Annotated in this window: 20 protein-coding genes and 1 pseudogene; 12 read left to right on the forward strand and 9 right to left on the reverse strand. The window is 59.2% G+C overall.

Translation table 11 applies throughout. The features are described from left to right. Nucleotides 1-179 precede the first annotated feature (179 nt). Nucleotides 180-1,292 carry a cytochrome P450 gene (locus EYC95_RS25355; protein WP_131062760.1) on the reverse strand — a complete coding sequence of 371 codons (1,113 nt, stop codon included), beginning with the start codon at nucleotides 1,290-1,292 and terminating at the stop codon, nucleotides 180-182. A gap of 82 nt (nucleotides 1,293-1,374) precedes the next feature. Here EYC95_RS25355 and EYC95_RS25360 point away from each other — a divergent pair, with 82 nt between their 5' ends. The 3 genes from EYC95_RS25360 (at nucleotide 1,375) to EYC95_RS25370 (ending at nucleotide 4,258) form a co-directional block, all read left to right on the forward strand. Then, the gene (locus tag EYC95_RS25360; protein WP_131062761.1) at nucleotides 1,375-2,124 is read left to right on the forward strand and encodes a helix-turn-helix transcriptional regulator; all 750 of its coding nucleotides are present in this window, start codon (nucleotides 1,375-1,377) and stop codon (nucleotides 2,122-2,124) included. A gap of 80 nt (nucleotides 2,125-2,204) precedes the next feature. Continuing rightward, a complete protein-coding gene (locus EYC95_RS25365; RefSeq protein WP_131062763.1) occupies nucleotides 2,205-3,425 on the forward strand; it encodes a putative DNA modification/repair radical SAM protein in 1,221 nt (406 codons plus the stop codon). Then, nucleotides 3,422-4,258 (forward strand): TIGR03915 family putative DNA repair protein, encoded by an 837-nt coding sequence (locus EYC95_RS25370; protein WP_131062764.1) that lies wholly within the window; start codon nucleotides 3,422-3,424, stop codon nucleotides 4,256-4,258. Before EYC95_RS25365 ends, EYC95_RS25370 begins: the two co-directional genes overlap by 4 nt. Before the next feature lie 53 nt (nucleotides 4,259-4,311). On the opposite strand, the gene EYC95_RS25375 is transcribed toward EYC95_RS25370, so the two are convergent. The 5 genes from EYC95_RS25375 to EYC95_RS25395 form a co-directional block, all read right to left on the reverse strand. Next, nucleotides 4,312-5,331 (reverse strand): branched-chain amino acid aminotransferase, encoded by a 1,020-nt coding sequence (locus EYC95_RS25375; protein ID WP_131062765.1) that lies wholly within the window; start codon nucleotides 5,329-5,331, stop codon nucleotides 4,312-4,314. Between the two features lie 253 nt (nucleotides 5,332-5,584). Continuing rightward, entirely contained in the window at nucleotides 5,585-6,967 is a 1,383-nt protein-coding gene (gene lpdA, locus EYC95_RS25380) for a dihydrolipoyl dehydrogenase (protein ID WP_131062766.1), read from the reverse strand. A gap of 16 nt (nucleotides 6,968-6,983) precedes the next feature. Next, a complete protein-coding gene (locus EYC95_RS25385; protein WP_131062767.1) occupies nucleotides 6,984-8,255 on the reverse strand; it encodes a dihydrolipoamide acetyltransferase family protein in 1,272 nt (423 codons plus the stop codon). After that, nucleotides 8,256-9,314 carry an alpha-ketoacid dehydrogenase subunit beta gene (locus EYC95_RS25390; RefSeq protein ID WP_131062768.1) on the reverse strand — a complete coding sequence of 353 codons (1,059 nt, stop codon included), beginning with the start codon at nucleotides 9,312-9,314 and terminating at the stop codon, nucleotides 8,256-8,258. Nucleotide 9,315: 1 nt separating this feature from the next. Next, on the reverse strand, nucleotides 9,316-10,551 hold the full coding sequence (locus EYC95_RS25395) for a 3-methyl-2-oxobutanoate dehydrogenase (2-methylpropanoyl-transferring) subunit alpha (protein WP_131062769.1): 1,236 nt from the start codon (nucleotides 10,549-10,551) through the stop codon (nucleotides 9,316-9,318). Nucleotides 10,552-10,737: 186 nt separating this feature from the next. Here EYC95_RS25395 and bkdR point away from each other — a divergent pair, with 186 nt between their 5' ends. Together bkdR and EYC95_RS25405 are read left to right on the forward strand one after the other, a co-directional pair. Beyond that, a complete protein-coding gene (bkdR, locus tag EYC95_RS25400) occupies nucleotides 10,738-11,226 on the forward strand; it encodes a Bkd operon transcriptional regulator BkdR (RefSeq protein WP_131062770.1) in 489 nt (162 codons plus the stop codon). A gap of 134 nt (nucleotides 11,227-11,360) precedes the next feature. Continuing rightward, the gene (locus tag EYC95_RS25405; protein WP_131062771.1) at nucleotides 11,361-13,082 is read left to right on the forward strand and encodes a hypothetical protein; all 1,722 of its coding nucleotides are present in this window, start codon (nucleotides 11,361-11,363) and stop codon (nucleotides 13,080-13,082) included. On the opposite strand, the gene EYC95_RS25410 is transcribed toward EYC95_RS25405, so the two are convergent. Then, the gene (locus EYC95_RS25410; RefSeq protein WP_131062772.1) at nucleotides 13,069-13,932 is read right to left on the reverse strand and encodes an MBL fold metallo-hydrolase; all 864 of its coding nucleotides are present in this window, start codon (nucleotides 13,930-13,932) and stop codon (nucleotides 13,069-13,071) included. The genes EYC95_RS25405 and EYC95_RS25410 overlap by 14 nt on opposite strands. Before the next feature lie 162 nt (nucleotides 13,933-14,094). Here EYC95_RS25410 and EYC95_RS25415 point away from each other — a divergent pair, with 162 nt between their 5' ends. Continuing rightward, a complete protein-coding gene (locus EYC95_RS25415; RefSeq protein ID WP_131062774.1) occupies nucleotides 14,095-14,895 on the forward strand; it encodes a sulfite exporter TauE/SafE family protein in 801 nt (266 codons plus the stop codon). Nucleotides 14,896-14,920: 25 nt separating this feature from the next. On the opposite strand, the gene copD is transcribed toward EYC95_RS25415, so the two are convergent. After that, nucleotides 14,921-15,778 (reverse strand): copper homeostasis membrane protein CopD, encoded by an 858-nt coding sequence (copD, locus tag EYC95_RS25420; protein WP_131062775.1) that lies wholly within the window; start codon nucleotides 15,776-15,778, stop codon nucleotides 14,921-14,923. 3 nt (nucleotides 15,779-15,781) lie between these two features. Continuing rightward, nucleotides 15,782-16,147 carry a copper homeostasis periplasmic binding protein CopC gene (gene copC / locus EYC95_RS25425; RefSeq protein ID WP_131062777.1) on the reverse strand — a complete coding sequence of 122 codons (366 nt, stop codon included), beginning with the start codon at nucleotides 16,145-16,147 and terminating at the stop codon, nucleotides 15,782-15,784. A gap of 138 nt (nucleotides 16,148-16,285) precedes the next feature. On the opposite strand from copC, the gene EYC95_RS25430 reads away from it, so the two are divergent. The 6 genes and pseudogenes from EYC95_RS25430 to EYC95_RS30755 all read left to right on the forward strand — a co-directional run bounded on the left by EYC95_RS25430 (nucleotide 16,286) and on the right by EYC95_RS30755 (nucleotide 21,254). After that, nucleotides 16,286-16,906 (forward strand): TetR/AcrR family transcriptional regulator, encoded by a 621-nt coding sequence (locus EYC95_RS25430; RefSeq protein ID WP_084320882.1) that lies wholly within the window; start codon nucleotides 16,286-16,288, stop codon nucleotides 16,904-16,906. 183 nt (nucleotides 16,907-17,089) lie between these two features. Next, nucleotides 17,090-18,373 carry a Zn-dependent hydrolase gene (locus EYC95_RS25435; protein ID WP_131062778.1) on the forward strand — a complete coding sequence of 428 codons (1,284 nt, stop codon included), beginning with the start codon at nucleotides 17,090-17,092 and terminating at the stop codon, nucleotides 18,371-18,373. A 321-nt stretch (nucleotides 18,374-18,694) separates the two neighbouring features. Next, nucleotides 18,695-20,191, forward strand: a complete 1,497-nt coding sequence (locus EYC95_RS25440) for a helix-turn-helix transcriptional regulator (protein WP_131062779.1) — start codon at nucleotides 18,695-18,697, stop codon at nucleotides 20,189-20,191. Nucleotides 20,192-20,386: 195 nt separating this feature from the next. Continuing rightward, complete coding sequence (locus EYC95_RS25445) at nucleotides 20,387-20,641, forward strand: DUF1652 domain-containing protein (protein ID WP_131062780.1); 255 nt, start codon at nucleotides 20,387-20,389, stop codon at nucleotides 20,639-20,641. 170 nt (nucleotides 20,642-20,811) lie between these two features. Beyond that, nucleotides 20,812-21,033, forward strand: coding sequence for a hypothetical protein (locus tag EYC95_RS25450; protein ID WP_131062781.1), 222 nt, complete (start codon nucleotides 20,812-20,814; stop codon nucleotides 21,031-21,033). A 102-nt stretch (nucleotides 21,034-21,135) separates the two neighbouring features. Continuing rightward, a pseudogene (locus tag EYC95_RS30755) lies at nucleotides 21,136-21,254 on the forward strand (TRIC cation channel family protein). Nucleotide 21,255: the final 1 nt, after the last annotated feature.

Raw genomic sequence — 21,255 nt, forward strand, 5'->3', positions numbered from 1 at the left:
TGCTCTTCGAACACCTGATCGACCCACTCAGCTGTAACAGCCTGCTCCAACACCAATTTGGCCATGACACTGGCCGGTGCTTTTTTCTCGAACCGCGCTAAAACCTCTTCCCACATCGTCTCGTCGCCCTGACTGGAGTTTTGGGAGATTCTAAACGAAGACCTTGAAAGGGCTGGGTCTTACGGCGAATCGCTAAAGACCGGAATACGCCCGTTCAATGAAGGCCGGTACTTCCAGGCCAATCGATCCAGCGCAGGTTGATGCACCAGAATCTCGCTCAACGTGGCGCTGGCAATCCCCAGCGCCAGCATTTGCCCCGGGCATTGATGCCGCCCCGCACCAAACGTAAAACTGCGCCGATGCGGGCGATCCAGAATAAAGGCGTCGGGACTGTCATTGAGTTGCGGGTCCCGATTGGCCGAAGCCAGCAGCACCAGAATCACATCGCCTGAATTGAGTTTCACACCCTCGATTTCGCACAGTGCCGCGACAAACCGGCGGGTGTTCTGCACCGGTGGGTCAAAGCGCTGAATTTCAGCGATCAAGTGGTCAACGCGCGTCGAATCGCGCAGTAACGACGGGTTTTGAATCAACGCCACTATCGCGTTGCCAATCAACCCGGCGGTGGCTTCATACGTCTGGGAGAACAGTCCAATCAGATTGGCAATCAGCGTTTCAGCTTCACCCGCGAACCGCGTCCGAATTCCGGCGAACAGTGCGCTTCTGTTGTCCGGATCATCCAGTAGCTCAACGAAATAACCCCTCAACTGTTCCGCCGCGGCATGGGAAGCCTTCAGTTGTACCTGATCACTCAGCGGCGCCAGGCACGCGATGAAATCCGCCATCAGCTCGCTGATCGCCCGACCCTGAGCCGGCGAGAACCCCAGCAACGCCGCCACCACACAGACCGGCCCGCGAAACATGGCGTTGTACAACCCATCGGCATCCGGCGTGATCAGCCGCGCGCTTACCAACGCGTTGATCTCGTTCTCATCAATCAGCGCCAGACCCGGCTGAATCGCCGACCTCGGGCAACGCTGACGTTCACCCTCATTCATCCGCATCAATTGGCCAAATACCTTGCCGGCCATGCCGTCGGCAATCGCCTTGGGCACCGGCTCAGCGGCGGGGCGGACGTGACAATCCGGATGCGCCAGCACCGCCGCAACGGATCGGGCGCTACTTGCCACCCACAGTTTCAATCCTTGGTGAAACACCAGCCCACCTTCGGCGCGCAGCCGAGCGTAATAGGGATAGGGATCGGCATGAGTCGCAGCGATGATCGGGTCCATGGGTCGCAGCCTTGTTCGTGGTGGGGAAAGTGTTGCTACTATCTCCAGTTCGAAAGGGCCTTGATTCGTCCGGGAGCGAAATATGAACGTTGAACAACACGACATCGGTGTCTCTCAAGTGGCCGCGGCCATCGCGGAACCGGCCCGGACGAAAATCCTCTGTTCGTTGATGGACGGCCACGCCCGCACCAGCACAGAGCTCGCGGCGATTGCCGAAGTCAGCGCCTCCACCGCCAGCGCGCACCTCGCCAAGCTCAAGGACCTGGCGCTGCTGCGTTTGCATGTGCAGGGCCGCCATCGCTATTACAGCCTCGCGGACAAGCGCGTGGCCCAGGCGCTGGAAGCGCTGATGGTGATCGGCCAGAACAGCGCGCCGACCTTCGATTCGCGAACACCGGATCGCCTGCAATTCGCCCGCACCTGCTACGACCACATGGCTGGTACGCTGGCGGTGTTGCTGCATGACCGGATGCTGGAAAAAGGCTGGTTGCTGGAAACCGACGAGCAGGTTTATCGCCTGAGTGACAGCGGTGAGGCGTTGATGGAAGGATTGGGCATCGAAGTCAACGACCTGAACACCTTGCGCCGCCGCTTTGCTTGCCCGTGCCTGGACTCGAGCATGCGTCGGCCACATTTGGGTGGTTCGCTGGGGGCGGCGTTGTTGCAAGCGGCGATCAAGCGCAAATGGGTGACCCAGGATCTGGACAGCCGGGCGCTGGCGTTGACGGGGTTGGGGCGCAAGGAGTTTCGCGTACGGTTCGACCTGACGCTGCCAGGCGTACAGCCCGTCCGGGCACAGCGCCAACCTCTGCCAGTGCATGATGTGATCTGACCCGACCAAGGGTTCTTTGATGGCTTGTGCGTTGGAGGTCGACCCTATACTGTATATGCACACAGTATCAGGCGTGCCCCATGGAACTCATCGACAAGCTCAGCATTCTCGCCGACGCCGCCAAATACGACGCGTCTTGCGCAAGCAGTGGAGCGCCGAAGCGTAGTTCCGAGGGCAAGAGCGGCCTGGGCTCGACCGACGGCATGGGTATTTGTCACAGCTACACGCCCGACGGGCGCTGCGTTTCTTTGCTGAAGGTGCTGCTGACCAACTTCTGTCTTTACGACTGCCAGTATTGCGTCAACCGACGCTCCAGCGATGTGCCACGCGCACGCTTCACGCCGGAAGAAGTGGTGACGTTGACCATGGATTTCTACCGACGCAACTGCGTCAGCGGTCTGTTTCTCAGTTCCGGGATCATTCGCTCGGCGGACTACACCATGGAGCAGCTGATCCGCGTGGCCAAGTTGCTGCGCGAAGACCACGAGTTCCGCGGTTACATCCACCTCAAGACCATTCCCGAAGCTGATCCTGCGCTGATTGAAGAGGCGGGGCGCTATGCCGATCGCTTGAGCGTGAATATTGAACTGCCCACCGACGCCAGCCTGCAAACCCTGGCCCCGGAGAAACAGCTGGGCTCGATCAAACAAGCGATGAAAACCATCTACACCGGCGTGCAAACCGTACTCAACGAACCGCGCGCGCCGAAATTTGCCCCGGCCGGGCAGAGCACGCAAATGATCGTCGGCGCCGATGACACCGATGACAGCACCATTCTCCACAGTGCCCAGGCGCTGTATGGCAACTTCAGTTTGCGCCGGGTCTATTACTCGGCGTTCAGCCCGATCCCCAACAGTCCGAAAAGCGTGCCACTGGCCGCGCCACCGCTGATGCGCGAACACCGCTTGTATCAGGCGGACTTCCTGTTGCGCAGCTATGGCTTCACCGCTGGCGAACTGTTCAAGGGCCCTGGGCATCTGGCGCTCGACATCGACCCGAAGCTGGCGTGGGCGCTGGAGAACCGCGAGGTGTTCCCGCTGGACCTCAATCGCGCCGATGCAGCGTTGATCGCGCGCATTCCCGGTATCGGCCTGCGCACCACCGAGCGGCTGGTGGAGTTGCGCCGTCAACGACGCATTCGCTACGAAGACCTGGCGCGAATGCGCTGCGTGCTGGCCAAGGCCAAGCCGTTCTTCATCACCAGCGACTACCACCCGCAGCAGGCCGAGGTCACCAGCCACTTGCTTTATCAGCAATTGCGCGACCGGCCGCAGCCGCAACAAATGGGGTTATGGGGATGATCAGTCTGGATTGCGACGACCTGTTTGACACTTGGCGCCTGCAGGCTCGCTGGCTGCTCAGTCATGAGGTGGACCCGAGCCGCGTGAGTTGGGCCAGTGAAGGCGTGCCCGATCTGTTCGCCAGTGACGATGCACCACCCTCAACCCAGGGCCCGTTTCAGGCGCGGATACCGCGAACGCTGCTGGACACCCTTGAGCGCGCCGCCCGTTACCGGGGTGATCAACGCTGGAGTCTGTTGTACGAAGTGCTGTGGCGGGTCAGTCATGGTGACCACACCGCGATGCTGGCCGGTGACAAGCTTGGCAGTGAATTTCATAGAAGAATCAAACAGGTACAGCGAGAAGCTCATCATTTACATGCATTTGTACGTTTTGTCGCGATGCCTGAAGGTGAGGGGCCGCAGTACGTCGCCTGGCACGAACCGGCCCACGACATCCTGCACAGTGCCAGTGAGCACTTTGTAGGGCGCATGGGCCGGCATCGCTGGTTGATCGCGACGCCCAGGGACGGGGTTTACTACGATGGTGAGCAGTTGATCCACCAGCGGCAGTGCCCGATTGAATGGCAGCAACTGGCACAAAACGTCGACGACCCGCACAGCGACATGTGGTTGACCTATTACAGCCACATCTTCAACCCGGCGCGCTTGAACCCGAAAGTCATGCAGGGGCACTTGCCGGCGCGGTTCTGGAAAAACCTGCCTGAAGGCGCGCTGATTCCGGGGCTGATCACCCAGGCACGCACCGGTAAGCAACGGGATGGTCAGGCGAGTGGAATCAAAGGCCGGGGTGGTAAGCGTATTGCGCAGGCAGACGCCGATCATCGCTCATAAAAAAGCCCCCCATCGCTAATGCGATGGAGGGCTTTGATGCAGCAGGGGTCAGATCAAACCTTAACAATCCAGCCCGCGGGTGCTTCGATGTCGCCAGTCTGTACACCGGTCAGCTCTTTGTAGAGCTTCTGGGTGACCGGGCCGACTTCGGTTTCGCTGTGGAACACGTGCAAGTGGTCGTTGTAGCTGATGCCGCCGATCGGAGTGATCACGGCAGCAGTACCGCAAGCGCCGGCTTCTTTGAAGTCGGACAGCTTGTCGATGAACACATCACCTTCAACCACTTCCAGGCCCAGACGCGATTTGGCCAGTTCAATCAACGACAGACGGGTGATGCCCGGCAGTACCGACGGCGAGTTCGGCGTGATGAACTTGTTGTCGTGGGTGATCCCGAAGAAGTTGGCCGAACCGACTTCTTCGATTTTGGTGTGGGTCATCGGGTCAAGGTAGATGCAGTCGGCGTAATGCGCCTTCTTAGCCTGGGAACCTGGCATCAGGCTGGCCGCGTAGTTGCCACCGACCTTGGCCGCACCGGTGCCTTGTGGGGCGGCGCGGTCGTAGCTGGAGATCAGGAAGTTATGCGGGGTCAGGCCGCCCTTGAAGTAGGCGCCGACCGGAATGCAGAAAATCGAGAAGATAAACTCGGGCGCAGTACGCACGCCGATGTTGTCACCCACGCCGATCACGAACGGACGCAGGTACAGCGCGCCGCCAGTGCCGTAAGGCGGGATGAAACGCTCGTTGGCACGAACCACTTCTTTGCAGGCTTCGATGAACTGCTCGGTTTCCACGAACGGCATTAGGAGGCGTGCGCAGCTGCGTTGCATGCGCAGGGCGTTCTGATCGGGGCGGAACAGATTGATCGAACCGTCCTTGCAACGATAGGCCTTCATGCCTTCGAAGCATTGCTGACCATAGTGAAGGGCAGTGGAGCCTTCGCTGATGTGCAGCACGTTGTCTTCGGTCAGGGTGCCTTTGTCCCACTCGCCATTACGCCAGTACGAGAGATAGCGCTTGTCTGTCTTGATGTAATCAAAACCCAGCTTGTCCCAATTGATGCTTTCGTTACCCATGACACCCTCTATCACTTAACAACCGCCGAAACGGTTCAAGGCTTCTGACGTTTTTCTGGATGGGGACAACAATACTTCATTCCGGGCCCAATTCGCAGCCCGGACTATCGGCTGATTGGCATATAAATGATGTCGCCCTTGAGAATTCGCGAGCAAGCCCGCCCCCACAATGGATCGTTGTCGTACACAAAACCAATGTGGGAGCGGGCTTGCTCGCGAAGGGGCCATCAACTACGCCATCAATTTCCCTGAATTACAGATGCAGCGCATGCCCCAACGCCCGCAACGCGGCTTCCTGCACCGCCTCGCCAAGCGTCGGATGCGCATGAATCGTGCCGGCAATGTCTTCCAGCCGCGCACCCATTTCCAGGCTCTGGCCGAACGCGGTCGACAGCTCCGAAACGCCCACGCCCACCGCTTGCCAGCCGACAATCACATGATTGTCACGCCGTGCCACGACGCGCACGAAGCCGCTTTTGGATTCCAGCGTCATCGCCCTGCCATTGGCCGCGAACGGGAAGCTGGAAACGATGCAGTCCAGGCCCGCAGCCTTGGCGTCGTCCGGGGTCTGGCCGACGACCACCAGTTCCGGGTCGGTAAAGCACACGGCTGCAATGGCGGTCGGGTTGAACTCGCGGGACTTGCCGCTGATCAGTTCGGCAACCATCTCGCCCTGAGCCATGGCCCGGTGCGCGAGCATCGGTTCGCCGCTCAGGTCGCCGATGGCGTACACATTGCGCATGCTGGTCTGGCAGCGGTTGTCGATCTTGATCGCCGAACCGTTCATGTCCAGATTCAGTGCTTCAAGATTCCAGCCCTGGGTGTTTGGTTTGCGACCGACGGCCACCAATACCTTATCCGTTTCCAGGTTCAGGGTATCGCCACCCGGCTCAAGAACTTGCAGTGTATTGCTAGCAGAATCAAAGCCTTGGACGCTATGCTTCAAGTAAAGCTTCACGCCAAGTTTTTTCAGTTCGTCGTGTACCGGCTGGGTCAGTTCGGCATCGTAGGCCGGCAGAATGCGCTCCTGCGCCTCGACCACGCTCACGTCAGCGCCCAGTTTGCGATAGGCAATCCCTAGCTCCAGACCGATGTAACCGCCACCGACCACGACCAGCCGTTTTGGCACGGACGTCGGCGCCAAGGCTTCGGTGGAGGAGATGATCGGCCCGCCAATCGGCAGCATCGGCAGGTTTACGCTTTTCGAACCGGTCGCCAGCACCAGGTGCTCGCACTGGATCCGCGTGTCGCCCACGTCAACGGTTTTGCCGTCGATCACTTTGGCCCAGCCTTGAATGACCTGGACTTTGTTCTTTTTCAGCAGGGCCGCGACGCCGGTGGTCAGGCGATCGACGATGCCATCCTTCCATTCGACGCTCTTGCTGATGTCGAGGGTCGGTGCCGAAACGCTGATGCCCAGCGCCGAATGCTGGCTGTGATGCTGCGTCTGGTGGAACTGTTCAGCGACGTGAATCAACGCCTTCGACGGAATGCAGCCGATGTTCAGGCAGGTACCGCCCAGTGATTCGCCTTCCACCAGAATGGTCGAGATGCCCAGCTGGCCGGCACGGATCGCCGTCACATAACCGCCAGGGCCGCCACCGATGATCAGCAGCGTGGTGTTCAAGGTTTGCATGCATGCTCCTCTAAAATCAGTCCACGAACAGGGTGGCGGGTTGTTCGAGCAGACCACGAACGGCCTGGATGAATTGCGCCGCGTCCATGCCATCGACCACGCGGTGATCGAAGGAGCTGGAGAGGTTCATCATCTTGCGAATCACGATCTGGCCTTTGACGACCATCGGGCGTTCGACGATTTTGTTGACGCCGACGATCGCCACTTCCGGCAGGTTCAGCACCGGCGTGCTGACGATACCGCCCAACGCGCCGAGGCTGGTCAGGGTGATGCTCGAGCCGGACAGTTCATCGCGGCTGGCCTTGCCATTGCGTGCGGCGGTGGCCAAACGGGAGATTTCCTGAGCGTTGTCCCACAAGCTGCGGGCTTCGGCGTGACGCACCACCGGCACCATCAAGCCGACGTCGGCTTGCGTAGCGATGCCCACGTGGACAGCACCTAGGCGAGTGATGACCTGCGCTTCGTCGTCGTAACGGGCGTTGATCTGCGGGAAGTCGCGCAGGGCGACGACCAGGGCGCGGACCAGAAATGGCAGCAAAGTCAGCTTGCCACGGGTCGCACCGTGTTTTTCGTTCAGGTGCGCGCGCAGTTCTTCCACGGCGGTCACGTCGATTTCTTCGACATAACTGAAGTGAGCGGCGCGCTGCGTGGCGTCCTGCATGCGCTGAGCGATCTTGCGGCGCAAGCCGATGACCGGGATTTGTTCTTCGTCGTTACGCTGGGCGTAAGCGGCGGCCACGGTCGATTGCGGTTGCTGACCCTGAGCCAGATAAGCGTCGAGGTCTTCGTGCAGCACGCGACCCGCAGGGCCGGTGCCACGGACCAGACGCAACTGGATGCCGAGGTCCAGCGCATGTTTGCGCACGGCCGGGGAGGCCAGCGGGCGTTCGTCGGCTTCGCGAGCGACCATCGGGCCTTGGCAAACGGCGGCTCGTGGCGCTGCGGCCGCGACCGGTTTGCTTGCCACCACGGCTTCAGCTTTCGGCGCTGCAACCGGCGCTTCTTTAACAGGTGCAGGCTGGGCCGACTCTTTAACGTTGCCCGCGCCTTCGACTTCGATGCTGATCAGGATGCTGCCAACTGCCATGACCTCGCCCGGCACACCGCCCAGCGCAATCACCTTGCCGTGCACTGGCGAAGGGATGTCGACCATCGCCTTGTCGGTCATCACATCGGCCAGCACTTGATCTTCGACGACCATGTCGCCGACCTTGACGTGCCACACCGACAATTCAACTTCTGCAATGCCTTCACCAATGTCCGGCATCTTAATGATGTGCGTGCCCATTCAGACCTCCATGACCCGTTTCAAAGCCGCGCCCACTCGGGACGGACCAGGGAAATACGCCCACTCTTGCGCGTGCGGGTAGGGAGTGTCCCAACCGGTGACGCGTTCGATCGGCGCTTCCAGGTGATGGAAGCAATGCTCTTGCACCAGGGCGACCAGTTCGGCGCCGAAGCCACAAGTACGGGTCGCTTCGTGAACGATCACGCAGCGGCCGGTTTTCTTCACCGACTTGACGATGGTGTCCAGGTCCAGCGGCCACAGGCTGCGCAGGTCGATGACTTCAGCGTCGATCCCGGTTTCTTCCGCGGCAACTAGCGAGACGTAAACGGTGGTGCCGTAGGTCAGGATGGTCACTTCTTTGCCCGGACGGGCGATGGCGGCAACGTCCAGCGGCACGGTGTAGTAGCCATCCGGGACTTGTGCAGCCGGGTGTTTCGACCACGGGGTTACCGGACGGTCGTGGTGGCCATCGAACGGGCCGTTGTACAGGCGTTTTGGCTCAAGGAAGATCACCGGGTCATCGTTTTCGATGGAGGCGATCAGCAGGCCTTTGGCGTCGTAAGGGTTGGACGGCATGACCGTGCGCAAGCCGCAGACCTGGGTGAACATCGCTTCGATACTTTGGCTGTGGGTCTGGCCGCCGTAGATGCCGCCGCCGCAAGGCATGCGCAGGGTCATCGGTGCGGTGAACTCGCCGGCCGAGCGATAACGCAGGCGCGCGGCTTCGGAAATGATCTGGTCCGACGCCGGGTACACGTAATCGGCGAACTGAATCTCGGCCACTGGTCGCAGACCATAGGCACCCATGCCCACGGCGACGCCGACGATGCCGCTTTCGGAGATCGGCGCATCGAACACCCGGGAGGTGCCGTACTTGTTCTGCAGGCCTTCGGTGCAGCGAAACACGCCGCCGAAGTAGCCGACGTCCTGGCCAAACACCACGACGTTGTTGTCACGCTCAAGCATCACATCCATGGCCGAGCGCAGGGCCTGGATCATGGTCATGGTGGTCGTGGTCATGGCGGTTTCCGGCTGAATATTGTTGTTGTGATCGTTCATGTCAGATCCCCAACTCTTGACGCTGGCGCTTCAAGTGCTCCGGCATCTCTTTATAGACGTCTTCGAACATGGTCGCGGCGCTCGGAATCTGGCCACCGGCGAGGGTGCCGTACTGCTCGGCTTCTTTCTGCGCGGCAATCACTTCGGCTTCCAGTTCGGCGCTGACGGCAACGTGTTCTTCTTCGGACCACTGACCGATTTTGATTAGGTGCTGCTTCAGGCGCGCAATCGGGTCGCCCAACGGGAAGTAGCTCCAGTCGTCGGCCGGACGGTATTTGGACGGATCATCGGAAGTGGAGTGCGGGCCGGCGCGGTAGGTAACCCATTCGATCATGGTCGGGCCGAGGTTGCGGCGGGCGCGTTCAGCAGCCCAGGCAGAGGCGGCGTAAACCGCGACGAAATCGTTGCCGTCGACCCGAAGGGAGGCAATGCCGCAACCGACGCCACGACCGGCGAACGTAGTGGCTTCACCACCGGCAATCGCCTGGAACGTCGAGATCGCCCACTGGTTGTTGACCACGTTGAGGATCACTGGCGCACGGTAGACGTGAGCGAAGGTGAGGGCGGTATGGAAGTCGGATTCAGCGGTGGCGCCGTCGCCGATCCACGCCGAGGCGATTTTGGTGTCGCCCTTGATCGCCGACGCCATGCCCCAGCCCACTCCCTGTACGAATTGGGTGGCGAGGTTGCCGGAAATAGTGAAGAAGCCGAAGTCTTTGACCGAGTACATGATCGGCAGTTGACGGCCCTTGAGCGGATCGCGCTCGTTGGACAGCAGTTGGCAGATCAGGTCCACCAGCGGCACTTCCCGCGCCATCAGAATGCTTTGCTGGCGGTAAGTCGGGAAGCACATGTCATCGACGTTCAGCGCCAGGGCCTGGCCGCTGCCGATGGCTTCTTCGCCAAGGCTCTGCATGTAGAACGACATTTTTTTCTGACGCTGGGCGACCACCATGCGGTTGTCGTAGATCCGCGTCTTGAGCATGGCGCGCATGCCTTGACGCAGGATCTCGGCCGGTACGCCTTCAGCCCATGGACCGAGGGCGTTGCCCTGGTCGTCGAGCACGCGGATCAGGCCTTTGGCCAAGTCGGCGGTGTCGGCCGGTTCAACGTCGATTGGGGGTTTGCGCACCGTGCCGGCGTCGGTCAGACGCAGGTAGGAAAAGTCGGTTTTGCAGCCAGGACGGCCCGATGGTTCGGGAACGTGCAGTTGCAGCGGTTCGTACGCTTGGTTCATGGCTTCTACGCTCGATCTTGTGAATTTCTTGTAGTGAGCTGACCGTCATTCCACGTGTTATGGAAATCTTGTCCTACAAACATCATAGGCCCGGCGCAGAAGAAAATTTATCTCTGTTTCATTGCACTGGAGATCATTTGAGGATAAAAAATCTGCATAAACATAAAAAACAGGTGGTTTTTTCTCATGCGCAAACTGGACCGTACCGATATCGGCATTTTGAACAGCCTTCAGGAGAACGCGCGCATCACCAACGCTGACCTCGCACGCTCGGTCAACCTGTCGCCGACGCCATGCTTCAACCGGGTCAAGGCGATGGAGGAATTGGGGCTGATTCGCGAGCAAGTGACGCTGCTGGACGCCGACCTGCTGGGGCTGCATGTGAATGTGTTCATTCATGTGAGCCTGGAGAAACAAGTGGAAGAGGCGCTGCAGCATTTCGAGGAAGCGATTTCGGATCGCCCTGAAGTGATGGAGTGCTACTTGATGGCGGGGGACCCGGATTATCTGATCCGGGTGCTGGTGCCGACCATTCAGTCGCTGGAGCGCTTCATGATGGACTTCCTCACCAAAGTCCCCGGTGTCGCTAATATTCGATCGAGCTTTGCGCTCAAGCAGGTGCGGTATAAAACGGCGCTGCCGTTGCCGTCGGGTGGAATGATACTAACTAAGTAGTTTTATTTGGTTTTGTTTGTTGGCAAGTTTGCTCGTTTAAATGTGACGTTACAACAGTGTATTTGGCTGGAGCGTTATTTGCTTTATATTTGTCCCTCCTTAGTTAGGCGCATTGTGCAGTCAGGAGAGATAATATGAAGTATGAAGTGTTTGATAAGGCTGCGCGGGATAATGTTTTATTGGCCAGTGCACTCGATGTGCGCCTTGATGGTCTGGATGAGAATGGCAATTTAAAGGAGTCTATTCCTCCAGTATTTGGACCTTACTTTGAAGATGATTTTGAATTTAAATCCATCGACCCTGAGTCGCTTTTTGAGGCAGGGGCAGAATCGGTCGGTGACAGTGGCGAGGTAGAAATTGCCAGTGGTTGGTGTCCCAATGGCAGTGCAAGCGGTGGCGTCTGTAAACCGTTCAACAATAATCGTACGCACTGGATGAGTACTTATAACGGTGTGCGTAATTTGCCAGTCCACTTGGCAATCTTGCCGGGCACTCACAACTCGGCATTTGATAAACAGGCCCCCTACGCTCCGAGCAATGAAGTTTGTCAGGATGTTTCGCCTCATGTGCAATTAAATTCGGGTATTCGAGTTCTGGATATTCGCGTTCAATATTTTTTTGGGTACCCGGTGGGGGACCCTTTACGCTTTTCGATATTTCACAGTGGTACCAACGGGAGAACGGTTCAGCACGATATTATTCAAGGTGTAAAACACTATCAGTATGGTCAAGGGTGGGATCGAAGACGTGAGGTGATTATCCTCGATTTTCACGAATTCAAGAACTTCACTGCCGCCGTTCATGCTGAGTTTGTAGATCTTTTAAAAACCTCTTTTGGTGATTCGATTATTTCACCTACTTACAAAGAGTTGAGTATTTCGCAAATATGGGGGCTGCCGGGTTTTAAAAACGTAGTTATCGCTTACCACAATGACGCCCGTGACAGGAGCTTCTGGCCAGGCGTCAATCAACGCTGGATCGGCTCCAACACACCCTCGGATTCTGAGCTCAAGGCTTTTATTGATCGTGTCGGGGCAGAAAGTAAACCTGCGGGTGAACTCCGCTCCATTCAGGCCGCGCGCTACGCGTTGCCATTCTTTATACCCTCGGACATGTCGGGTCAACTGATGTCCTGGTTTGCAGCGGGCTCTGCCAGCCATCCGATCATGAAGCACTTCATCATCAACTGTGATTGGTCCTTACGTCATCGGCTCGTTGATAACATCATTTATTCCAACCAGTTTCGCGCCCGGGCTTTAGGTCTGCAGGATCTTGAGCATGTGCGCCCAGGTGATCCGGCGATTCAGGGCATGTCTCCAATCCGGCATGCGATGCTCAGCATCAACGATCAGCACTGGACACCAAGCGTGACGTTGCCGCCGATTCTGGATGACGAACCGCACAGGTTACTGGTGTGTTCGGATGCAAACGCTGAAATGGAGTTGGACTTGCAGGGCAGTGACGTTGCACTCAAGCACGTCACCCTGTTCAAAGGCGATGCCGTTGCGTTTGTTTGCCTTGACGGGTCCCGCCAGTGGGCATTGCAGGTTCAAGATTGCACGCCTAACGAACAGGGAAACAGGATTCCCGCCCCTGGCAATGGTGAAAAATTCATTCGATACACGATCTCTCATGGCAACTACGTACCGCTGGTGTCGCTGCCAACTATGGCAGAGGCAAATAGCGTGGTATTGGTCGTTTCCAATGCATTGCAGGAAACCAGAATCCGCCATGATCTGGGACCGGATGATATTGAACATGTCATACGGTCCGGAGAGACCTGTACGTTCATGTACAACGCCAAGGTCGGTAGTTGGAGCCTGGAGTCAGTGATGACGCACGTTACAACTGATTGATCGGAATCTTCAGATACGTCACGCCGTTTTCCTCGGGAGGCGGCAAATTCCCCGCCCGCACATTCACCTGAATCGCCGGCAGCAACAGCATCGGCATGCCCAACCCGGCATCCCGCTGGGTGCGCATGGCGACGAATGCCGCTTCATCCACGCCGTCATGGATATGGATGTTGCTTTTTCGCTGCTCGCCCACCGTGGTCATGCACCGGGATTCGCGGCCTTCGGGCGGGTAGTCGTGGCAGACGTAGAGCCGAACGCTGGCGGGGAAGGCCAGCAGTTTGTGAATCGAGGCGAACATCTGGTTGGCGTTGCCGCCAGGGAAGTCGCAACGGGCAGTGCCCACGTCCGGTATGAACAAGGTATCGCCCGCCAGGATCACATCACCGTCGATCAAATAAGCCATGTCCGCCGGCGTATGGCCGGGCACATGCAGGGCCGTGGCCTTGAGGTTGCCGATCATGAACGACTCGTCCGGGGCGAACAGATGGTCGAATTGCGAACCGTCGCTGCGAAATTCCGGCTCAAGGTTGAACAGGGTTTTGAACACGTCCTGAACCTTACTGATCGACTGGCCAATGGCGATTTTGCCACCCAGCTCCCGACGCAGATACGGAGCGGCAGACAGGTGATCGGCATGGGCGTGGGTTTCCAGCAGCCATTGCACGTGCAGCTGATGGTCGCGAACGAAGGCGATGATCTTGTCGGCTTGGGTGGTGGCGGTGCGCCCGGCGGCGGGGTCGTAGTCGAGGACCGGGTCGACGATGGCGCATTGACCGCCATTTCCTTCGTAGATCACGTAGCTGTAGGTCGACGAGGCAGGGTCTAAAAAAGCTTCAATCAAGGCAGGCATGGTGGCCGTTTTCTTTCAGGACAAGCCAAGAGGGTAGTTTCATTTTCCCTGCGCTGACCAGCCCTGCGTTAATTCATGAAGGAAAAAATCCGCACGGGCTCTATCCTGTCACTCATCGATACCGGGCGTTCCCGGCTTTTTTTCGCGGATCACGAGCGTTTTATGTTGTTGGCGAGTTTTTTTGGTGTGGTGATGGGCCTGGTCCTTGGATTGACCGGGGCCGGTGGCGGCATTCTTGCGGTGCCGGCCCTGGTGCTGGGGCTGGGTTTGACCATGACCCAGGCCGCGCCGGTGGCATTGTTCGCGGTGGGCAGTGCGGCGGCGGTCGGAGCCATTGATGGTTTGCGCCATGGCCTGGTGCGCTATCGCGCGGCGTTGCTGATCGCACTGCTGGGGGCGATTTTTTCACCGGTCGGGATCTACTTCGCCCATCAGTTGCCGGAAAAAATCCTGATGGTCCTGTTCAGCCTGCTGATGGTCATGGTGGCCTGGCGGATGCTGCGTCGTGAGCGCCAGGACGAAGGGCCGAGCGACCACGGCCACGCCAACTGGGGCCAGAAAAACTGCATGCTCGATCAGCAGACCGGGCGTTTTTCCTGGACCGCCAAATGCACCGCGACCCTGGCGGCACTGGGCGCGGTGACCGGTGTTGTTTCCGGGCTACTCGGGGTGGGTGGTGGCTTTCTGATCGTGCCTGCGTTCAAGCAACTGACCGATGTGCAGATGCGCGGCATCGTCGCCACTTCCTTGATGGTGATCAGTCTGATTTCCGCCGTCGGGGTGATCGGCGCATTTCATGCCGGGGTCAGGATTGACGCATTGGGTGGGGCGTTCATTGTCGCCAGCATCGTTGGCATGATCATCGGCCGACAGATTTGCGCCAGGGTGCCGGCGCGGGCACTGCAGGTTGGGTTCGCCAGTGTTTGTCTGATCGTCGCGGTGTACATGCTGGTTAGAGCCTGAGTTTGTCTTTGCCGAAATATCGGTTTCAGTTCACGATCATCGGGGGCAGGGCGCCCAGCAGGGAAACTGCCGCCACCGCGCCAATCCCCAACAACCATTCCACGATCACGCTGGTTTTCAGCGTCGCCGGGCGTTGTTCGCACGCCTTGATCCGCAACCGATTAAACAACGCCAACCCCAGCATCATGGCCACCAACACCACCTTGATCAGCAGAATCAACGCAAACCCGGACAGCAACGGCGTCGGCCATAACTGCCCGGTGAGCACGCGTACGTTGATCAACCCGGTCACCAGCAAACCGGCGACCAAGGCGTAACCGACGCCACTGAAACGCAGCAGTATTGCGCTGACTGCATGGCCCGTCGGTTGCCGCAGGATCATCACCAACAGCATCAACCCGCCGAGCCAAGCGCCGACGCAGGTCAGGTGAATGATTTGATTGAGGATCAGCAATTGACCTTGAAGGCCATCAAGCATGGCACCGTGACCAACCGGGGCAAGGGTTGCCAACAGCAGGCTCGCGAGGCCAATGCGCAGGGGCATGCTGGAGCGCAATGGGGTCAGCAGCAACGCCACCAACAGAACATTGAACAGCAGATGCCAGCGCCAGACCTGACCGAAAAACGTGTTGCCCACCACCAGCCGCAGGGTCGATGGATCGAGCGCCGCGTCCCAGGCCCCGGCCATGCTGACAGTGATCAGCAGCAACCAGCACACCCCACTGACCAGCGCCACCGCCGCAAGCAAGCGAGTCACTCGCGCCAGCGGCTGATCCAGCGCCGTGTCACGGCCTGAAAGCACAGGCCTGAACACCCAGGCCCCGAACAGCATCAGCACCACGGTGAAATGCAGAAAGCGGCACAGCACCATCGCGCTCGTCATGAATTACTGGCCAACCTTGAAGCTGTACGCACCTTCACTTTTGTGGGTATCGACCGACACCGCACGCCATTCGACTTTATATGCGCCGGCCGCCAGTGGTGCGGCTGGGGTGACGATCAGGGTGTTCTTGTCACTGCCTTCGGTGGCCAGGTTTTTCACCGGCACATCGGCACCGTCCTTGCTGATCGTGACCTTGGTGAACGTCGCTTCAACGCCTTCGGAAAACACCAAGCGCAGTTCCGTTGGCGCTGCCACGGTGCTGTCGGCGGCCGGGGTCTGGCTTTTCAGATGGGCATGGGCGAACACCGACGAGGCGGCGAGCAGCGAGCCAAGGAGGGCGGCGGTGGTCAGGGCTTTCTTGAGCAGCATCGTGAAGACCTCAGAGGCAAGTTCGAAGAGGCGCCAGTTTACCTGCGAGAACCTGGGTAAACGATGTTTCGTTTTCCCATGTCGCCGCGAGGTAGAGCGGATGCTAGTCTTGGCCAACGCTGTTGTCAGGGAGGCTTCATGGGCAATCACAAGATCGAGATTCGTCGCAGTAACGTCGAGAAGATTTTGCTGGGGGCCGAAAAGGTCTTCGCCGAAAAAGGCTTCGGCGGCACCGCCATGGCCGACATTGCCGCTGAAGTGCAACTGCCGCGCTCCAATCTGCATTACTACTTCAGCACCAAGACCGAGCTGTACAGCGCGGTGCTGTTCGATCTGCTGGAAGTCTGGAAGCAGGACGCGTTGTGCTTCGAGATGTTCGACGACCCGCGCGTGGTGCTCAGCAGCTACATCCGCGCCAAGATGAACCACTCCCGTAGCCGGCCTTATGGTTCGAAAGTCTGGGCCAACGAAATCATCCACGGCGCACCCACACTGGGCGTGGCGCTGGACGCGAGCCTGTATGACTGGGCCAAGATGAAAGAAGCAAAAATCCGTCAGTGGGTGGACGACAAACGCATCCTCCCGGTGGAGCCTTCAAGCTTGCTGTACATGATCTGGGCGTCGACCCAGCATTACGCGGATTTTGATCATCAGGTGAACATTTTGAATGATCATCAGCCGCTGTCGGACATGCAGTTCGAGCGGGCGGTGCAGACGGTGACGAGTGTGATTTTGCGGGGGATTGGGTTGGAGCCATGAGATTTTGCGGATGGCTACCGGCCCCTTCGCGAGCAAGCCTCGCTCCTACAGGGTTTGTGTCGAACCACCGTTCAATGATCGACACAACCCCTGTAGGAGCGAGGCTTGCCCGCGAAGGCGGCCTCAAAAACGACAACGATCAGCCTGAAGAAACCTATAACAAAACTGCCTGAGGAGATCATCATGAACGCTGCTGTAGACGTTCTGCAGTCCACCCATCAGCACATCAACCGCGACCGCTTGTGGCAGTCGCTCATGGACCTGGCCAAACTCGGCGCCACGGTCAAGGGTGGCGTCTGCCGTCTGGCCCTGACCGATCTGGACCGCCAGGCCCGGGACATCTTCGTCAACTGGTGCGAAGAGGCCGGTTGCACCGTCAGCATTGACGCCGTCGGCAACATCTTTGCCCGTCGCCCGGGCCGCAACCCGAACCTGCCTCCGGTGATGACCGGCAGCCACATCGACACCCAACCCACCGGCGGCAAATTCGACGGCTGCTTCGGTGTACTGGCCGGCGTCGAAGTACTGCGCACCCTCAACGACCTCGGCGTGGAAACCGAAGCGCCGCTGGAAGTGGTGGTCTGGACCAACGAAGAAGGCTCGCGCTTCGCCCCGTGCATGATGGGCTCTGGCGTGTTCGCGGAAAAATTCACCCTCGAAGAAACCCTGGCCAAGGTCGATGCCGAAGGCGTCACCGTTGGCGAAGCCCTCAATGCCATCGGCTACGCCGGCCCACGCAAGGTCAGCGGCCACGCCGTCGGTGCCTATTTCGAGGCGCACATCGAGCAAGGCCCGATCCTCGAAGACGAACACAAAACCATTGGCGTGGTAATGGGCGCCCTCGGCCAGAAATGGTTCGACCTGAAACTGCGCGGCGTCGAAGCCCACGCCGGCCCGACGCCGATGCACCTGCGCAAGGACGCCCTGGTCGGCGCCGCGGTGATCGTCGGTGCCGTCAACCGCGCCGCCCTCGGCCATCAACCTCACGCCTGCGGCACCGTGGGTTGCCTGCAAGCCTATCCCGGCTCACGCAACGTCATCCCCGGCGAAGTGCGCATGACCCTCGACTTTCGGCATCTGGAACCGGCGCGGCTGGATTCGATGATTGCCGAAGTCCGCGAAGTCATCGAAACCACCTGCGAAGAACACGGCCTGACCTTCGAACTCACGCCCACCGCCGACTTCCCGCCGCTTTACTTCGACAAGGGTTGCGTCGAAGCGGTACGCGGCGCCGCTCAAGGTCTGGGGCTATCGCACATGGACATCGTCAGCGGCGCAGGGCACGACGCGATCTTCCTCGCCGAACTTGGCCCGGCCGGGATGATCTTCGTGCCCTGCGAAGGCGGCATCAGCCACAACGAAATCGAAAACGCCGCGCCGGATGATCTGGCAGGCGGGTGTGCGGTGTTGTTGCGGGCGATGCTGGCGGCGTCGGCAGCGATTGCCAGCGGCCAGTTGGCGGCCTGAAACCCGTGACGTGCGCTGAAACTATCAGCGCACGTCACAAACCCGATACCTCAATCGTCATCCTTCACACTGTTCGTAGCAGCTGTCGAGCCTGCGAGGCTGCGTTCGGCGACGCAGTCGTCGTAAATCCTGAATGCTGGATCGTCCTGATACACCGCAGTGCCGGATCCAGCGACGACTTCGTCGCCGAACGCAGCCTCGCAAGCTCGACAGCTGCTACACGTGCCCAGTCGCTGCACCTGCTTCGCACTATCCCACCCCCCCGCGGTCGTAATCTTCACAGGCGGCGCGTCACTGCGCCGCCGCATCCGTGGAGAGCCAATGAGCCAGGACGTCCTGACCACCGAAACCAATCGCCGTCAGTTGCAGCAGATCATCGCCGGTTTGTCCGACGGGGTGATTCTGCTGGAGCTGGATCAGACGATCCTGTGGGCCAATGATGCCGCGCTGGCCATGCACGGCGTCAGTCGGATCGGCGAGTTGGGCGTCAATGCCAAGGAATACGCCAAGCGCTTTGCCTTGCGCTATCGCAATAATCACCCGTTGCCGCCAGAAAATTACCCGATCAGCCGCGTTGCCAAAGGCGAGATGTTCAGCGATGTGCTGGTGGAGGTGACGCCGGCCGATGACGAAGAGCGCACTTGGGTTCACAGCGTGCGCAGCCTGGTGCTGGCCGACAGCGCTGGCGAGCCGGAGTTGTTGGTGTTGATCATGGACGATGTCACGGAGTGGGCGAGCGCCGAGCAGCGGTTCGAAAAGACCTTCAACGCCAACCCGGCGCCGGCGGTGATCTGTCGTCTCAGTGATCTGCGTTACATCAAGGTCAATGCAGGCTTCCTGGAAATGACCGGCTATACCCGTGATCAAGTAATTGGGGTGTCGACTTATGAGTTGGACATCCTTGAAGGTGCCGAAAAGAAAGACCTGGCGATCGAGCGCCTACGCGAGCACGCCACGATTCCGCAGATGCAGGCAGAGCTGAAAATGGCTGACGGCGGCATCAAGCAGGTGATCGTCGCCGGGCAGCCGCTGGAGTTCAACGAGGAAGACTGCATGCTGTTTTCCTTCGTCGACATGGAGCCGCGGCACAAGGCCGAGGTCGCCCTGCGTCAGAGCGAGGAGCGGTTTGCCAAGGCGTTTCGCCTGACGCCGGTACCGACAATGGTCTGCGATGCGCGGGATCAGGTGGTGATCGACGTCAACGAAGCCTTCCTGGATACCCTCGCGTACCCCAGTGAAGAAGTGCTCGGCAAAACGGTTGCAGAGATCGACTTTATCGATGACAAGGGCGCGCGCACCCGGCTCTTTGCGGCGCTGGAGAAGGCCGGAAGCCTGGATCGGGTCGATGTCAGGATCCGCAGGAAAGATTCGACCTTGATTGACTGCACGGTGTCGGCCGACACTGTGAATATTCAGGACAACCCTTGCTACCTGCTGGTGTTGATGAACATCACCGAACGCAAACGCACCGAGCTGGAGCTGGTGGCGGCGATCGAGGAGGTGATGAAAGACGCCTCCTGGTTCACCCGCACGCTGATCGAAAAACTCGCCAACGTGAAGAACATCAACTCGCCGCAGTTGCCCAGCGTGTCCTTCACCGACCTGACTGCCCGCGAGCGCGATGTGCTGGGCCTGATCTGCGAAGGCCTTGCGGACAAGGAAATCGCCGCACGCTTGAAACTGGCGCCCAACACGGTGCGCAACCATGTGTCGACGGTGTATTCAAAGCTGGATGTGCACAGTCGCAGCGAGGCGATTGTGTGGGCACGGGAGCGCGGTTTGTTCTCCAGCGAGTGGAGACCAAAGGGTCAGCGATAAGGTGCAAATGCACTAGCTCGGGCAGTGCAAATGGATGTTTTGGCGGACGGTGGCAATTCTTAGTCTGTAAGGGTGCGACACGGGTCTTTTGCCGGTGTTGTGTCCTCTACGAAACAGCTTAAGGAACAGTCACATGCTCGGCCAATTCAACAGGTTTTCAGTCGACGGGGTCAGCCGGCCCATGGGTGAATCGCGATGATTTATCTGACGCAATTGCGTGCGCAACTGGAACAGCACTTTTCCCCGCTGGCTTGTGATTGCAGCGTGTCGGGTGACAACTCGGTGACGGTAAAACTGTATCACCCGGTGTCGGGGCAGGTGGATCTGGTGGTCAGTGGGTTGAGTGTCGAGCACCTCAGAACCCCGGAAGCGGTCACGACGTTGATTGATGAGCTGCGTTATGAGCTCGAGAGCAACAGCTTGCACCAGCGGTCGGACGCTGCTTCGTAGGATCTGTCGTTTTTCAGGGTTGAAAAGGGGTAAAGTGCCTTGTTTGCTGGCATTGGCGGCTGGCTAGGCTATAAGAAATGCGAGGGTATTGTTTTCTGTGACCAATCCGCGGCTTCTCGGTAGGTGTGTCGGGTCGCGGAAAGTGTCGATTACTTATCGCGGGACAGCCTATGAACAGTCTTGGGAAACGTGCTTTTTCGCCTCTGTCGCTCGCCTTCTGCGTAGCGATTCTCAGCGGTTGCGCCAGTCCGCCACCTCTGCCGCCTGCGGCACCACCGCCTATTCCGGAACGCACTTGCGAAACTACTGAGCAAACCGATGTGATGGGTGACGCGCGAGTGACCGAGGAAGTGACCCGGGAAACGACGCTGACCCGTTGCGTCACGCAGTAAGCCAGGGCGACTGCATCGTTGAAGCCCCGTGTTGAAAAAATCGTGTTGGTGGCCGACCTGGTTGGCACCGCGGTGTTTGCCGTTGAAGGCGCGATCAGCGCCATGCGCAGCAACCTCGACCTGCTTGGGGTGATGGTGATGCCTTCATCGTCGCTCTGGGCGGTGGGGTCACCCGGGACTTGTTAATCGGCGCCACGCCACCCAATGCCGTCGCCGATTAGC

This window comes from Pseudomonas sp. BGI-2 (assembly GCF_004310295.1).
Taxonomy (GTDB): domain Bacteria; phylum Pseudomonadota; class Gammaproteobacteria; order Pseudomonadales; family Pseudomonadaceae; genus Aquipseudomonas.